At 63.5% G+C, this 15,132-nt stretch carries 17 protein-coding genes and 2 tRNA genes; 15 read left to right on the top strand and 4 right to left on the bottom strand.

The features are described from left to right. The first annotated feature begins 23 nt into the window (after positions 1-23). The 15 genes from CGK74_RS11320 (at position 24) to CGK74_RS11390 (ending at position 11,704) form a co-directional block, all read left to right on the top strand. On the top strand, positions 24-2,039 hold the full coding sequence (locus tag CGK74_RS11320; protein WP_240498698.1) for a hypothetical protein: 2,016 nt from the start codon (positions 24-26) through the stop codon (positions 2,037-2,039). Between the two features lie 34 nt (positions 2,040-2,073). Beyond that, positions 2,074-2,271 (top strand): hypothetical protein, encoded by a 198-nt coding sequence (locus CGK74_RS11325; RefSeq protein WP_094268577.1) that lies wholly within the window; start codon positions 2,074-2,076, stop codon positions 2,269-2,271. Beyond that, positions 2,268-2,696: a YdbL family probable chaperone protein gene (locus tag CGK74_RS11330; protein WP_094268616.1), complete on the top strand. Its 429-nt coding sequence runs from the start codon at positions 2,268-2,270 to the stop codon at positions 2,694-2,696. The genes CGK74_RS11325 and CGK74_RS11330 overlap by 4 nt, the downstream gene beginning before the upstream one ends. Next, the gene (locus CGK74_RS11335; protein ID WP_206186236.1) at positions 2,696-3,484 is read left to right on the top strand and encodes a 3'-5' exonuclease; all 789 of its coding nucleotides are present in this window, start codon (positions 2,696-2,698) and stop codon (positions 3,482-3,484) included. The genes CGK74_RS11330 and CGK74_RS11335 overlap by 1 nt, the downstream gene beginning before the upstream one ends. A gap of 50 nt (positions 3,485-3,534) precedes the next feature. Then, on the top strand, positions 3,535-3,777 hold the full coding sequence (locus tag CGK74_RS11340) for a GlsB/YeaQ/YmgE family stress response membrane protein (RefSeq protein WP_004259516.1): 243 nt from the start codon (positions 3,535-3,537) through the stop codon (positions 3,775-3,777). 69 nt (positions 3,778-3,846) lie between these two features. Then, positions 3,847-3,923: transfer RNA gene (locus tag CGK74_RS11345), tRNA-Val, on the top strand. 183 nt (positions 3,924-4,106) lie between these two features. Beyond that, positions 4,107-6,023 (top strand): threonine--tRNA ligase, encoded by a 1,917-nt coding sequence (gene thrS / locus CGK74_RS11350; protein ID WP_094268579.1) that lies wholly within the window; start codon positions 4,107-4,109, stop codon positions 6,021-6,023. A 27-nt stretch (positions 6,024-6,050) separates the two neighbouring features. Then, a complete protein-coding gene (gene infC, locus CGK74_RS11355) occupies positions 6,051-6,572 on the top strand; it encodes a translation initiation factor IF-3 (RefSeq protein ID WP_094268580.1) in 522 nt (173 codons plus the stop codon). A 141-nt stretch (positions 6,573-6,713) separates the two neighbouring features. Further along, positions 6,714-6,911, top strand: coding sequence for a 50S ribosomal protein L35 (rpmI, locus tag CGK74_RS11360; RefSeq protein WP_002923845.1), 198 nt, complete (start codon positions 6,714-6,716; stop codon positions 6,909-6,911). Positions 6,912-6,923: 12 nt separating this feature from the next. Then, positions 6,924-7,283 carry a 50S ribosomal protein L20 gene (rplT, locus tag CGK74_RS11365; RefSeq protein ID WP_048708701.1) on the top strand — a complete coding sequence of 120 codons (360 nt, stop codon included), beginning with the start codon at positions 6,924-6,926 and terminating at the stop codon, positions 7,281-7,283. A gap of 113 nt (positions 7,284-7,396) precedes the next feature. Then, positions 7,397-8,428 carry a phenylalanine--tRNA ligase subunit alpha gene (gene pheS, locus CGK74_RS11370; protein ID WP_094268581.1) on the top strand — a complete coding sequence of 344 codons (1,032 nt, stop codon included), beginning with the start codon at positions 7,397-7,399 and terminating at the stop codon, positions 8,426-8,428. A gap of 61 nt (positions 8,429-8,489) precedes the next feature. Then, positions 8,490-10,880 carry a phenylalanine--tRNA ligase subunit beta gene (pheT, locus tag CGK74_RS11375; RefSeq protein WP_094268582.1) on the top strand — a complete coding sequence of 797 codons (2,391 nt, stop codon included), beginning with the start codon at positions 8,490-8,492 and terminating at the stop codon, positions 10,878-10,880. Position 10,881: 1 nt separating this feature from the next. Continuing rightward, positions 10,882-11,190 (top strand): integration host factor subunit alpha, encoded by a 309-nt coding sequence (locus CGK74_RS11380; protein WP_082794216.1) that lies wholly within the window; start codon positions 10,882-10,884, stop codon positions 11,188-11,190. Beyond that, the gene (locus CGK74_RS11385) at positions 11,171-11,551 is read left to right on the top strand and encodes a MerR family transcriptional regulator (RefSeq protein WP_094268583.1); all 381 of its coding nucleotides are present in this window, start codon (positions 11,171-11,173) and stop codon (positions 11,549-11,551) included. Before CGK74_RS11380 ends, CGK74_RS11385 begins: the two co-directional genes overlap by 20 nt. Before the next feature lie 76 nt (positions 11,552-11,627). Next, positions 11,628-11,704, top strand: a tRNA-Pro gene (locus tag CGK74_RS11390). Between the two features lie 377 nt (positions 11,705-12,081). Here CGK74_RS11390 and CGK74_RS11395 read toward each other — a convergent pair. The 4 genes from CGK74_RS11395 to CGK74_RS11410 form a co-directional block, all read right to left on the bottom strand. Beyond that, a complete protein-coding gene (locus CGK74_RS11395; protein WP_094268617.1) occupies positions 12,082-12,732 on the bottom strand; it encodes a HugZ family pyridoxamine 5'-phosphate oxidase in 651 nt (216 codons plus the stop codon). Between the two features lie 81 nt (positions 12,733-12,813). Beyond that, entirely contained in the window at positions 12,814-13,275 is a 462-nt protein-coding gene (locus tag CGK74_RS11400) for a hypothetical protein (protein ID WP_133091833.1), read from the bottom strand. 88 nt (positions 13,276-13,363) lie between these two features. Next, complete coding sequence (locus CGK74_RS11405) at positions 13,364-14,329, bottom strand: helix-turn-helix transcriptional regulator (protein WP_094268585.1); 966 nt, start codon at positions 14,327-14,329, stop codon at positions 13,364-13,366. A gap of 21 nt (positions 14,330-14,350) precedes the next feature. Then, positions 14,351-15,130: an ADP-ribosylglycohydrolase family protein gene (locus CGK74_RS11410; protein ID WP_094268586.1), complete on the bottom strand. Its 780-nt coding sequence runs from the start codon at positions 15,128-15,130 to the stop codon at positions 14,351-14,353. Positions 15,131-15,132: the final 2 nt, after the last annotated feature.

Raw genomic sequence — 15,132 nt, forward strand, 5'->3', positions numbered from 1 at the left:
CGAGGCGATGCCTCGCGCTTGTCTTGCTTGGCCTGGCGTTGCTGCTGGGCGGGGGACCCTTCGCGCGAGCGATCGACCGGCTGCAGCTGTCGATCGGGGGGCTGACTCATCCGGCCTTCGAGCTGCACGATATCGAGCTCGGCTTTGCGGCCGGCGGCTCGCCCCCGAGATTGCGAATCGGACGCCTGAGGGTGGGCGCCAGTGCATGGCGGGACATCCTGCTTGCCTGCCCACAAGCCAGTCTCGCGCGGGATGGTGTCGCGTGCCTGGCGGGGACGCTGCATGTCGGCGGGCGGCGCTTGCCACTTCAGGTCGATTTTACGTTCGATCCGGTCAGTGCACATCTGCGCGTCGACTTGCGTTTGCCGTCCGGTGCGAGCCTGTCCCTTGTCCATGACGGCGAGCGGCGATTCGACGCGCGCCTGAACCAGGTTTCCATCGACGAACTGGCGATGCTGGCTTCCCTGTTCGACGCCGGGCCGGCCGATGCGCTGCGGCGCTATGGCGCGAGCGGGAGGATTGATGCGCGATTGGTCTGGGGCCCGCCGTCGCCGGGCGGTCGCGATGTCGTGCGCTTCGAGGGGCGCTTGAGTGATGCCGGCTTCAGCAGCGAGGACGGTCTCCACGCGGGTGAGCAACTGGCCGTGTCCTTCGACGCCTCCGCGACTGCGACGACGTCGGGCTGGAACTGGCAGCTGCGGGCCGCGTGGGAGCAGGGAGGGGCCTATCTGCATCCCTTCTACCTGCAGGCCGGTCCCGTGCTTCAGGCGCAAGGGCAAGTCGGCGCCGAGCAGATCCGCATCGAGACTGCGTCCCTGACAATGGAAGGGGTGCAGCAACTCGCCCTTTCCGCGAGCTTGTGGCGCGGTGGACTCGTTCTGGACAGGCTGGCCGTCTCGCTGGCGAGCGGAGACCTGGCCGTTCTCGGGCCGCGGTGGCTGGCGCCGCTGCTGGCACCGGCGCTGGTGGAACGTCTGCGCTTCGCCGGTACCATGAGCGCCGGTCTGACCATGGATGCGGGCGTACTGACCGGGTTGGAACTGGTTTTCGACCAGGCCGGGGTCAGCCTTGCCGGCGCTGCGGGTGACCGAGGTCTGGCGTTTGGCCCGGTATCGGGGCATGTCCCGTGGCGGGCGAATGCGCAGACTCAGGCCGATCTGCGGATCGAAGGCGGACACTGGGAGGCGCTGTCCTTGGGCGCCTTCGATGTCCGCGCGCGGCTCAAGGGCGGGCAGGTGGTCTTCTCTCCGATGCAGGTGCCTGTGCTTGACGGTGTGCTGGCGCTCGAGGGGCTCGAGCTGACGCGACACGCGGAGGGCTGGCAGGGGCGCGCCGGCGTCGTGCTTGAACCCCTATCTATGCAGGCGCTGACCGATGCGGTCGGCCTGCCGCAGATGGCGGGCGTGGTCTCCGCATCCCTGCCTGGAGTCCGCTTCAGCCACGGCGAACTGACGCTCGATGGCGCGCTGGTCGTGTCGGTGTTCGACGGCTATCTGCACGTGACCGGGCTCAGGGTCAGCGAACCCTTCGGATTGGCTTCTCACCTGCAGGCCGACGTCGAGGCGCGGCATATCGACCTCGGTCAGCTGACCGACACGTTCAGCTTCGGCAGCATCACCGGCTTTGCCGACCTTGACCTGAAGGGGCTCGAGCTGGTGCGCTGGCGCCCGACCCGCTTCGATGCACGCCTCGCCAGCAGCCCGGGCGACTACCGCCGTCGGATCAGCCAGCGCGCGGTGCAGAACATCAGTGCGCTGGGCGGTGCCGGCGCAATGGCAGCCCTGCAGCGCGGACTGCTCGGCATGTTCGAGACTTTCGGCTACCGCGAGATCGGCCTTTCGTGCACGCTTGCGAACGGGATATGCGATATGGAAGGTATAGCCCGTGGCGAGCGCGCCGATGGCGGCTTCCGCATCGTGCGGGGCGGCGGGATCCCGGCGCTGGATGTCATCGGCTACAATCGACGCGTCGACTGGCATGAACTGCTTGGTCGAATCCAGCGCGTGATCGAGGACAACGTCACGCCCGAATTGCACTGACGCCCGGTGTGCGTCGGGCCAGCAGGAGGCATACATGGCACTTACTCGCTTGCGGCCGGTTGTCCTGGCGGCAGTTCTTTCACTGACCGCGACCGCCTGCGTCACGATCAACATCTATTTCCCCGCTGCGGCGGCAGAGAAGGCCGCCGACCGCATCATCGACGAGGTCTGGCAGATGCGCGAGGCGCAGACGCCGCCCGCTGCATCGACCCAGGAAGGAGAGAAGCAATGAAGGCACTGACCCGCATCACGCGCTGGCTGTCGGGATTGCTGGTCGGCGGCGTGCTCGCTTTCGCCGCTCATGCGCAGGGCAACCTGGAGATCGACACCCCCGCCATCGCCGCGCTGAAGGCGTCCATGCAGCAGCGCCACGCCCAGCTGGCGCCGATGTATGCGTCCGGCGCGGTCGGGCTTGCGGTGGACGGCACGGTCGCATTGCGCGATGCCTCGGTCGTGCCGCTGGCGCAACGGAGCGGGCTCAACGCCCTCGTGGCGGCCGAGAACGCCGACCGCGCAGCGCTGTACCGCGAGATTGCGCGGGCGAACCAGCGTCCGGAGTGGGAGGCCGACGTGCGTCGCACCTTCGCCCAGCGCTGGATCGATCGCGCGCAGGCTGGATGGTGGGTGCAGCGTGGCGGCGCCTGGGTGAAGAAGTAATGCCGGTCCTCGTCTTCGATATCGAGACCATCCCGGACGTTGCTGGCATTCGCAACCTCTATGAACTGCCGGCGGACCTGTCGGACGCCGAGGCAGCGGAGTGGGCGTTCCAGCAGCGTCGTGCCAGCCATGGCAACGACTTCCTGCCGCACCACCTGCAGCGCGTGGTGACGATTTCCTGTGCGCTGCGTGACGCGCAGCAGTTCCGGGTGTTCTCGTTGTCGGAGCCGGATTCGGGCGAGGGCGAGATCATCCAGCGCTTCTTTGATGGCATCGAACGCTATACGCCGCAGATCGTGTCGTGGAACGGCGGTGGCTTCGATCTGCCGGTGCTGCACTACCGTGGCATGCTCAATGGCGTGTCGGCGCCGCGCTACTGGGATCAGGGCGAGGGTGACTATCACGATTCGCGCGACTTCAAGTGGAACAACTACATCAGTCGCTACCACAGTCGTCATCTCGATCTGATGGACTTGCTGGCACTGTATCAACCGCGCGCCAATGCGCCGCTCGACGACCTCGCCAAGCTGATGGGGTATCCGGGCAAGCTGGGCATGGACGGTTCTGCCGTGTGGCAGGCCTGGCAGGACGGGCGGATTGCCGAGATTCGTGACTACTGCGAGACCGACGTGGTCAATACTTATCTGGTTTACTTGCGTTTCGAGCGCATGCGCGGTCATCTCGACGCGAAGGCCTGGGCGGAAGAAGTGGCCGTCGTGCGCGAGTCTCTCGGGCGGGTCGAGGCGCCGCACTGGCAACAGTTTCTCGCGGCCTGGCCGCAGGCTTGAGGCAGGGCGGGCATCCGACTGCCGGACATCCGGGCAACAAGGAGAAGCTCATGGGTATCATCGCCACCATCTTCATTGGTCTCATCGTCGGGCTCGTCGCGCGCCTGCTGCATCCGGGCAAGGATGGGCTTGGCCTCATCATGACGGCGCTGCTGGGCATCGCCGGCTCGATGCTTGCCACCTATGGCGGGCAGTTCCTCGGGATCTATCGTGCAGGGGAAGCTGCCGGTTTCATCGGTGCGGTGATCGGCGCGATCGTGATCCTGTTTGTCGTGACGAGGCTGAAGAAGTAGTTTTTTCGGGTTGCACTGCAAAAAAACTTTGACAAGTTTTTGAGAGTGCCTATAATGCGGGTCTTCAGCAGGCGCGTAGCTCAGTTGGTTAGAGCACCACCTTGACATGGTGGGGGTCGTTGGTTCGAATCCAATCGCGCCTACCAAGATTCTGGAGTTGATCGACATGTTCCGAACTACCACCGAGGCCGGAAACTGAACAGGTCTGCTCCGCTTGTCTGCTAGAGAAAAAAGCGCGCCTAGACCGCGCTTTTTTTTCGTCCACGTTTTTCGAATCGCTTCCCGGTCGCTCAAAATGCCGGGATCGCATCCAGTCCGAGGCCCAGGTCATGCCCAATATCACCCTTCCTGATGGTTCCGTGCGCAGTTTCGATCATCCGGTGACCGTGGCGGAGGTGGCGGCGTCGATCGGTGCCGGGCTTGCCAAGGCGGCACTGGCCGGGCGAGTCGGCGGCAAGCCTGTCGATCTTTCGCACCGGCTCGAAGCCGACGCCGATCTGGCGATCATCACCGACAAGATGCCCGAGGGGCTGGAGATCATCCGCCACTCGACGGCCCACCTGCTGGCGCATGCGGTAAAGGAGCTGTTCCCCGATGCGCAAGTGACCATCGGGCCGGTCATCGACAACGGCTTCTATTACGACTTCTCCTACAAGCGCCCGTTTACGCCCGAGGACCTGGCGGCAATTGAAGCGCGCATGGCGGAGATCGCCAAGCGCGAGATGCCGGTGCATCGCGAAGTCTGGCCGCGCGACAAGGCCGTCGAGTTCTTCAAGAGCATCGGCGAGCACTACAAGGCCGAGATCATCGCCTCGATTCCGGCGGGCGAAGATGTGTCGCTGTACCGCCAGGGCGATTTCATCGACCTGTGTCGGGGGCCGCACGTGCCTTCCACCGGCAAGCTCAAGGTCTTCAAGCTCATGAAGCTGGCTGGCGCTTACTGGCGTGGCGACTCGAAGAACGAGATGCTGCAGCGCGTGTATGGAACGGCATGGACCAAGAAGGATGATCTCGACGCCTACCTGCACATGATCGAGGAGGCGGAGAAGCGCGACCACCGCAAGCTGGGTCGCCAACTCGACCTCTTCCATCTGCAGGACGAGGCGCCGGGCATGGTGTTCTGGCACGCCAAGGGCTGGACGCTGTGGCAACAGATCGAGCAGTACCTGCGCAAGGCGCTGGGCGAGCACGGCTACCAGGAAGTGAAGACGCCGCAGATCGTCGATCGCTCGCTGTGGGAGAAGTCCGGCCACTGGGGCATGTACTCCGACCTGATGTTTACCACGCAGTCCGAGAAGCGGGACTATGCGGTGAAGCCGATGAACTGCCCTTGTCACATCCAGATCTTCAACCAGGGCCTGAAGAGCTACCGCGACCTGCCGCTGCGCATGGCCGAGTTCGGCTCCTGCCACCGCAACGAGCCGTCCGGCTCGCTGCACGGCATCATGCGGGTGCGCAACTTCGTGCAGGACGACGCCCACATCTTCTGTGCCGAGAGTCAGGTACAGGCCGAGTCGGCCGGCTTCATCCGTCTGCTGCAGAAGGTGTATGCGGATTTCGGCTTCACCGACGTGCTGGTGAAGCTCTCGACGCGACCGGAGAAGCGCGTCGGAACGGACGAACAGTGGGATGCAGCCGAGGCGGCGCTTGCCGCCGCGCTCGATGCGCAGGGGCTGGCTTACGAGCTGCAGCCGGGCGAGGGCGCGTTCTACGGCCCCAAGATCGAGTTCTCGCTGAAGGACAGCCTCGGCCGGGTGTGGCAGTGCGGCACCCTGCAGCTCGACTTCAATCTGCCGGTACGTCTTGGCGCCGAGTACGTCGATGAGGACAACAGCAAGAAGGTGCCGGTGATGCTGCACCGCGCGGTGCTCGGCTCGCTCGAACGCTTCATCGGCATCCTGATCGAGAACCATGCCGGCGCGATGCCGCTGTGGCTGGCGCCGGTGCAGGCGGTGGTGATGAACATCTCGGAAGGGCAGTCGGAATACGCGGCAGAGGCGGCAGCGAAGCTCAGGCAGGCGGGCTTCCGCGTCGAAGCGGATTTGCGCAACGAGAAGATTAACTATAAAATTCGCGAACATAGCGTACAGAAGCTGCCCTACCAGATCGTCATCGGCGACAAAGAAAAGGCGGCTGGCCTGGTGGCCGTGCGCGCCCGGGGTGGCCAGGATCTTGGCCAAATGTCCCTCGATTCGCTGATCGAACGCTGGCGTCGCGAAGTTGAAGCGAAAGCCGGCTCGGTCTGATTTTTGGTTTTCGTGGAGAGTTGAACCATCGCTCAAGATAAGAAGCAGCGCGTAAATAGGGAGATCAACGCGCCCGAGGTCCGGCTGGTTGGCGAAGAAGGCGAGCAGCTCGGAATCGTGTCCCTGCATACGGCCCTGAACATGGCGGAAGACGCCGGGCTGGACTTGGTCGAAATCGCACCGATGGCTGCGCCGCCGGTTTGCAAGCTGATGGATTTCGGCAAGTTCAAGTATCAGGAACAGAAGAAGGCCCACGAAGCCCGACTCAAGCAGAAACAGGTGCAGGTGAAGGAAGTCAAGCTTCGCCCGGGTACCGATGAGAACGACTACCAGATCAAGTTGCGCAACCTCAAGCGCTTCCTGGAAGAAGGCGACAAGTGCAAGGTAACCTTGCGCTTCCGTGGCCGAGAAATGGCGCACCAGGAGTTCGGTCTGCGTCAGCTCGAACGTGTCAAGGCAGACTTGGAAGAACTGGGCCAGGTCGAGCAGATGCCGAAGATGGAAGGGCGCCAGATGATCATGGTCATCGCGCCGAAGAAGAACCGTTAAGGTTCAACGAATTTGCCCCATAGGGGCAAAACCGTGGGGTGGCAGATGCCGCCCGGCGGAAAACAAGTGGTGCCGGGTAATAAAACGCGTCGGGGCTTTTCGGCGCTACCTGGTGTCATCCAAAAACATGGAGTCTCAGCAATGCCCAAGATGAAGACGAAGAGCGGCGCCAAGAAGCGCTTCAAGGTCCGCTCGAGTGGTGGGATCAAGCGGTCCCAGGCGTTCAAGCGCCACATCCTGACCAAGAAAACGACCAAGGCGAAGCGTCAGCTGCGCGGCATGACCGAAGTTCATGCTGCCGATGAAAAGCTGATTCGCGCCATGCTTCCGTACGCTTGATAGGAGACCGCAATGCCTCGCGTTAAACGTGGTGTAACCGCCCGCGCTCGTCACAAGAAAGTTCTCGTTCAGGCCAAGGGTTATCGTGGCCGTCGCAAAAACGTCTATCGCATCGCCAAGCAGGCGGTGATGAAGGCTGGACAGTACGCCTACCGCGACCGTCGTCAGCGCAAGCGTCAGTTCCGCACCCTGTGGATCGCCCGTATCAACGCCGCCGCGCGTGAACTGGGTCTGACCTACAGCACCTTCATGAACGGTCTGAAGAAGGCTGCGATCGAAGTGGACCGCAAGGTTCTGGCCGACCTGGCCGTGTTCGACAAGCCCGCTTTTGCGGCTATCGCCGAGCAAGCCCGGGCCAAACTCGCTGCGTAATCAAACGCAGCCCGAAAAAAGGAGGCCTGGCCTCCTTTTTTTTCTTCTGAATTCGGCTCGACCCGCAGTACCCCAAAGCATCTCGCTTCATTGCAACCCGGCAGGGCACGGACATGGAACACCTGGATCAACTGGTTCAACAGGCGATCGCCGATTTCGCCGCCGCGGCAGACGGCGCGCAACTCGAGCAGGCCAAGGCGCGCTATCTCGGCAAGAGTGGTTCGCTGACGGAGCGACTGAAGTCGCTCGGCAAGCTCGATCCCGAAGCCCGGCGCGAGGCGGGAGCTTCGATCAATGCCGCCAAGACCGCCATCGAGGCCGAGCTTGAGGCGCGCCGCACCGCATTGCGCGAAGCCGCGCTGCTGGCACAGCTTGCCGCCGAGGCGCTCGATGTGACCCTGCCCGGACGCGGCGCTGCTCCCGGTGGCCTGCACCCGGTGAGCCGCACGCTCGAGCGCATCGAGCAGCTGTTCGGGTCGATCGGCTTCGTCGTTGCCGACGGCCCCGAGATCGAGACCGACTGGCACAACTTCACCGCACTCAACACGCCCGAGAACCACCCGGCGCGTTCGATGCACGACACCTTCTATCTCGAAGGGCACGACGACGTCCTGCTGCGCACGCACACCAGCCCGGTGCAGATCCGCGCCATGCAGGCGCACGTCGAGCGCTTCAAGGACGCCGACACCATGCCGGAGCTGCGTTTGATCGCGCCGGGCAGGGTGTTCCGCGTCGATTCGGATGCCACGCATTCGCCGATGTTCCATCAGGTCGAGGGCTTGTGGGTGGGTGAGAACGTCAGCTTTGCCGACCTCAAGGGGGTGGTGGCGGACTTCCTGCGCAAGTTCTTCGAGACCGATGACTTGCAGGTGCGCTTCCGCCCGTCCTTTTTTCCGTTCACCGAGCCGAGTGCCGAGATCGACGTCGCTTTCATGAGTGGCGCGCTCGAGGGGCGCTGGCTCGAGATCGCCGGCTGCGGCATGGTCCATCCCAACGTCCTGCGTTTCGGTGGCATCGACCCCGAGCGCTATACCGGTTTTGCCTTCGGCATGGGGCCTGACCGCCTGACGATGCTGCGCTATGGCGTCAATGACCTGCGCCTGTTCTTCGAAGGCGACCTGCGCTTCCTGAGCCAGTTCCGCTGAGCTGCACCGGCCGGGCATCCGCGGATGCCAGCCCCATCGAATTCACCCGGGTAATCGAATCATGCAATTCTCCGAACAGTGGCTGCGGACCTTCGTCGATCCGCAACTCGATAGCGACGCACTCGGCCACCTGCTGACGATGGCCGGCCTCGAGGTGGAAGAGGCCGACCCGGCTGCGCCCGCGTTCTCCGGCGTGGTCGTGGCGCAGATCGTCGAGGCCGAAAAGCATCCCAACGCCGACAAGCTCAAGCTGTGCAAGGTCGACGCGGGGCGCGGCGAACTCCTGCAGATCGTATGCGGCGCGCCGAACGCGGCGGTCGGCATGAAGGTGCCGTGCGCGACCGTCGGCGCCGTGCTGCCGGGCGATTTCTCCATCAAGGCGGCCAAGCTGCGCGGGGTCGAATCCTTTGGCATGCTGTGCTCGGCGCGCGAGCTTGGCCTGTCCGAGGACCATGGCGGCCTCTACGCGCTGCCCGAGGATGCGCCCATTGGTACCGACATCCGCCTGTACCTCGGACTCGACGACACCCTGTTCACCATCAAGTTGACCCCGAACCGGGCCGACTGCTTGAGTCTGGAAGGCGTCGCGCGTGAAGTGGCGGCAGTTACCGGCGCTGCCTTCCGACCGACCGAGGTGAGTCCGGTCGCACCGACCATCGACGCGCGCCGCGCGATCGTGCTCGACGCACCGCAAGCCTGCCCGCGCTATTGCGGCCGAATCCTGCGCGGCGTGGATGCCAAGGCGCCGACCCCCGACTGGATGGTGCGCCGCCTCGAGCGCAGCGGCATCCGCTCGATCAGCGCCCTTGTCGACGTCACCAACTACGTCATGCTCGAGCTCGGCCAGCCGCTGCATGCTTTCGACAACACCCGGCTGCAGGGTGCGATCCACGTCCGCTTCCCGCGCGCGGGTGAACAGGTGTTGTTGCTCAACGAGCAGACCGTGGCGCCGGCGCCCGACACCCTGCTGATCGCCGACGAGCAGCGCGCGCTGGCCCTCGCCGGCATCATGGGTGGCGAGGAGAGCGGCGTCACGCTCGAGACCACCGAAGTCTTCCTCGAGAGCGCCTTCTTCGCACCCGAGGCGATTGCCGGCCGCGCACGCAGCTACGGCTTTTCATCCGATGCGTCACACCGGTTCGAACGCGGCGTCGATTTCGACCTGGCGAACCGTGCCCTCGAGCGTGCTACTCGCCTCATCCTCGACATCTGCGGCGGCGCCGCCGGCCCGATCGAGGAGGCAGTGGCGCCCGAGGCCTTGCCTTCGCGCGCGCCCGTGCTTCTGCGCACCGCGCGCGCGCGCCGTGTGCTCGGTATCACGCTTGACGATGCGGCGATCCAGTCGCTACTTGAGCGCGTCCACCTGAAGGTCGAGCGCGACGGCGAGGATTTCCGCGTCACGCCACCCTCGTGGCGTTTCGACATCGAGATCGAGGTCGATCTGGTTGAGGAGCTCGCGCGCCTGTACGGCTACGACAACATTCCGGCGGTGGCGCCGCAGGGCAGTCTGATGATGACGCCGAGTTCCGAGCATCGCCGTCCGGTGTGGGACGTGCGTCATCTGCTGGCGGGGCGCGGTTATCAGGAAGTGGTGAACTTCGCCTTCGTCGAGGAGGCCTGGGAGCGCGACTTCTGCGCCAACGAGGATCCGATCCGGCTCGCGAACCCGATTGCGAGCCAGCTCAGCGTCATGCGTTCGAGTCTGATCGCGGGGCTGGTCGGCAACCTCGCCACCAACCGCAAGCGCCAGATCGACCGGGTGCGCGTGTTTGAAGTCGCACGCGTGTTCCAGCGCAAGGCCGATGGCGAACCGGTCGCGGGCTTCCATCAGAGCATGCGGGTCGCCGGCCTGGCCGCAGGTACGGCACTGCCGGAGCAGTGGGGCGAGCGCGGCCGCGCGGTCGACTTCTTCGATGTGAAGGCGGATGTCGAGGCGCTGTTCGCGCCGCGTCAGCTGACCTTCGAAACCCTGTCGCATCCGGCACTGCATCCTGGCCGCGCGGCGAACGTGCTGCTCGATGGCCACTCCGTCGGGTTTGTCGGCGAGCTGCACCCGGTCTGGGTGCAGCGCTACGACCTGGGTAGCGCCCCGGTCGTGTTCGAGGTGGAGCTGGATGCAGCGCTGCAGTCGCGCATGCCCGCGTATCGCGAGATCTCGCGCATGCCGGCCGTGTTCCGCGATCTCGCGCTGGTCGTCGGGCTCGATGTCACGGTGGCACGCGTGATCGAAACCCTGCGTGCGGTTGCGCCCGAGGTGGTGAAGGACATCGCGCTGTTCGATGTCTACCATGGCAAGGGCATTGATCCGGACAAGAAGAGCCTTGCCTTCAGGGTATTGATGCAAGATACTCAGCGCACGCTCGAAGATGCCGAGGTCGATGCCGCCGTGGCGGTTCTGGTGCAACAGGCCGAGACTGCGCTGGGTGCGCGTCTGCGTGGTGCGGGAGACTGACGTGACCACATTGACCAAGGCGGAACTGGCCGACCTGCTTTTCGAGCAGGTCGGGCTCAACAAGCGCGAGGCCAAGGACATGGTCGAGGGCTTCTTCGAGGAAATCCGGACTGCACTCGAGCGAGGCGACAGCGTCAAGCTGTCGGGCTTCGGCAACTTCCAGTTGCGCGACAAGCCCCAGCGCCCCGGGCGCAATCCGAAGACCGGCGAGGAGATTCCTATCACTGCACGGCGTGTGGTGACTTTCCACGCCAGCCAGAAACTCAAGGCCGCGGTGGAGCAACTCAGCGATGCAAGCAAGCAACCCTGACCTCGGTACGGAACCCCTGCCGCCGATTCCGGCGAAGCGCTATTTCACCATTGGCGAAGTGAGCGATCTGTGCGCCGTGAAGCCGCATGTGCTGCGCTACTGGGAGCAGGAGTTCACCCAGCTCAAGCCGGTGAAGCGCCGCGGCAACCGGCGCTATTACCAGCATCATGAGGTCCTGCTGATCCGGCGTATCCGCGAGTTGCTGTATCAGGAGGGCTTCACGATTTCCGGTGCCCGCAACCGGCTTGGCGAAAGCGCCATCCACGAGCAGGAGAGCCAGGTTGAGGTCGAGCGCCAGCGCGCCGTGATTGCGGAGTTGCGCGACGAGGTACAGGCGCTGCTGCAGGAGTTGCGTGCCTGAGCGACCGTCAGGGGCTCAGCTTGTACGCAGAAGGGCTGGTAAATCCAAAAACCGCTGCTATAATGGCGGCTTGTGTCGGGGCGTAGCGCAGCCTGGTAGCGCACTTGCATGGGGTGCAAGGGGTCGCGAGTTCGAATCCCGCCGCCCCGACCAATAGAATCAAGCACTTAGGCCAGTCATTAGACTGGCTTTTTTGCTTTTTGGCGTTGCAGGGGTGTCACTGGGGGTGTCAACGGCGTCGGTCAGCAGGATTTCGGCCGCCGTGAGTGGGGCTCAGTGCCAATTAGTATCGCCACAGATGGCTGATCGAAAAGAGGCGCGGTGCGGAGGTGGTTTTCTTGCAGTGGGGGCGTGCCGCGTCAGAGACGACTCGTCTGCAGACACTCATATGAGCATCTCGTTCGTCGCAAGGCGCGGACCAAGTGCTCCAGTGGTTTGACACGGCGCTGCATGCCGAGCGTAATCGTCGTGCTATCCACTGCTTGGCGTCTTCTGTTTGCTTCTCCGGCTTGATCCCTACGCGCGTTAGGTCAAGGAAGCGCCAAAAACATGCGCCGGATGGTCGTCTCGATGTCTTGTGCAGCGAGCGGGCCGTTCGGGAATCGGTGGCGTTGCCGATGCTCGCCGATTTCAATGTCTATGCCGTAACGGTCTACGCCCAGCAAGCGTGGCCGCCTTCCCTGAGACGCGACGAGTTCGCGCAGGACAAGTTGTTCCTCTTCTGGAGCCAGGGTGGCCAGCGTGTGCCAGTCAGTGGCCTCGAGCCATCCCATCTTCCCGACCCCGCCGATGTAGCGCACGCGTTGTGGCGTCAAGCGGAAAAAGCTGAAATCGAGCGCAAGGAGCGGTTCGGCGGAGGGCTGGTAACGCAGGAAACGCTCCACCAAAGCTGAGCTCGGCTCAAGCGGTTCGACATCGCCCACCATCGTCATCCGGGGGGCTGCCTGTACGTCGGCCGCGCCAGGCTGCGTGAGCGCGTAGCTCACGCGCGTGTCGGCGAGGATGTTGCGCGTGTGTTCGGCCAGGCGGCTGATACAGAACACGGGCCGGTGTGCTTCATCAGGGACGTGAGGAACGGCCGTGGCGAATGGGTATCCGGGGACCGTCTCCGAATGGGTTGCGAGTGTCCCATCGGTTGCCAGGTGGAGAAGGTCGATAGCCAGTTCGATGGGGATTTTCATGTTTCCGTACCGCTGTCTGCGTGTCGTTATGCCCGCGTCCACCCCCTGCATGGGCGGGCGCGGACGTCGTTCAACGAACTCTCAGCATCCGCACGTCAAAAGGTACTCGAGGAAGTCGTCCATTTCGTCAGGCTGGATCGCGCGCGGCGCCTCTGCGTCGAGGAAGCCGCTGACAATGTCCTGCGCGAATTCCGTCTTCGCCTGCACGATTTCGTCGAAGTGGCCCCACCAGTCAACGACATAGGCGAGCTTGGCCACCTTGTTCAGCTCGTTTCGTAGCGTTTCACTGAAGCCCTCGGCCTTCAGCTGCTCAACGATGGGCGTCATCGCGGCCCGGTAGGTCGCAGCGTCCTCTTCCTCGTACTCATAGGCCTTGGGCTGTTCTTCAAGGAGAAATTCCGCCAGTTCGGGTATCGAGTCGAACCACATGAAGACACGGGCTGAGTCCAGGACAAACGAGCCCCCTGTGAAAATTCCGAACGGGGCTGTGCGCGGGTCGCGTTCCAGTGCGGCTTCGGTAGAAGAGAAAATCGATTCAGTCATATCAGGTCTCCGTGAGCGTCGAGTGAGGTCTCAGGTGTTGTTCTTCTGGGACCTATCGTAAGTCTGATGTGGCTCAGCGAATGAGCTACTAAATCGACTCGACCCCCCGTTTCAACATTGTGCGGACCTGCTCGCGCAGCTCCGGGGGCGAGATGACCTTTACGGCGGGGACATGTCTGAGGATGTCCATGATGAGCTCGGTCGGGTTGCTGAACGGGACCGTCAAACGGTAAGAACCGTCGGGTTCAAAGTGCCCTTGCTGCTTCTGGTGCCAGGTCTCGCGGCTCACCCAGCGAGCTTGCTCAGCGGAGAACTCGAGTTCTGCCCACTGGATGTCTTTGCCGGAGAAGATTCCATAGCCGCCATCGAGGATGTGCGCAATCTCCGTGTCGCTGACGTCCTTGGCTGGCTCCTTGGAGAGCGTCACCTTCTTCATGGCATCCAGCGCAAAGCTGCGCAGTTCATTGCGTAGATGACACCAGGCATCCAGGTACCAGGCCTCCCGATAGAAGGTCAGCCGTTGGGGCGAGACCTCGCGGGTGATGGTTTCGTCACGCGATTTGACGTAGTGGTCGATGACCAGGCGCTTGCGCTGTAGGACCGCTGTGGCAACGAGCGTGAAGTGCTTGCCGTCGTGGACGCGCGCTGCTTGGCGGTGAAAGCGGATGCGCTTTTCGATGTCGCCAACGGTCACATTGCCTTCGCCCAGGATGGTTTGCAGTCGCGCAAGCAAGGGCTCGACATGCTCGGCGAGCAGTCCTGGCTCGAGGTTGCGGAGGAGTTGCTGCATCGTCAGGAGTGCAATCACCTCCGACGAGTTGAACCAGAGCCCCGGCAACTCGTACCGAGGCCCGGAGGAGGGGGCATCGAATCGGTAGCCGCCTGCGTCGCGGTCCCAGACGATGGGGGCATTGAACCGTTCGCGCAGGTACTCGAGGTCGCGCTTGAAGGTCGCGAGAGATACCTCGAGCTCCTCGAGAAAGACCTGGACCGGAACAACTCGACGTTCGTTGAGCAAGCGGTCGATGTGGTAAAAGCGCTCGGTCCGGTCCATCAGGTCTCCTGTGCGAGAGTGCTACAGGAGAATACCCGCCTTTTGGTACAACACGGTGAGCGTTAAACGCATGTCCTGCGGCAGATATGACCAGCCGATGGCGGCAAGGTCCTCGGGAACACCGAAGAGGGCTTCGGCTACGCCGCCAGTGATGGCGGCAACCGTGTCGCTGTCGCCGCCAATCGAGATGGCGTTGCGGATGGCGTCCTCGAAGTCGCTTGCGGTGAGGGCGCAGACAAGCGCCTGCGGAACCGTTTCCTGACAGGTCTCGTTAAAGCGGTACGTCGGCCGTATGTCGTCGGGTGTGCGCTCAAGGTCATAACCGAACCGCTCGGTGATGGCGACTTTGATGTTCGCCGGGGTGACACGCTGGCGAGCGAGGAAGATGGCAAGCGCAGTCGCCTGTCCGCCCTTGATGCCCTCTGGATGATTGTGCGTGACCTCAGTAACAGCCTTGGCCAGCTCCAATGCCTCATCGACGGAGTTGGCAAGCAGCCCCGCAGGGGATACCCGCATAGCTGCGCCGTTGCCGTAGCTGTTGTAAGGCTCCACTTCGCCGCGAGCAAGCCAGCGCGAAAACATGCCGCCCCAGCCTCCGTTGTCGAAGTACCGACGCCCCCAGTCCATGAGTGCCTCGCCTGGGTCGCGGGCGTTCGCCAGTGCATCGGCTACGGCAATCGTGCAGATTGTGTCGTCCGTATAGAAGGCATTCTCGTGAAAGAGTGGGCCGAAGTCCTTGCGGCGGACGTTGTTCCATTCGTAGACCGACCCGACGATGTCCCCAATCACTGCTCCCAGCATGG

Source organism: Thauera propionica (assembly GCF_002245655.1).
GTDB lineage: Bacteria > Pseudomonadota > Gammaproteobacteria > Burkholderiales > Rhodocyclaceae > Thauera > Thauera propionica.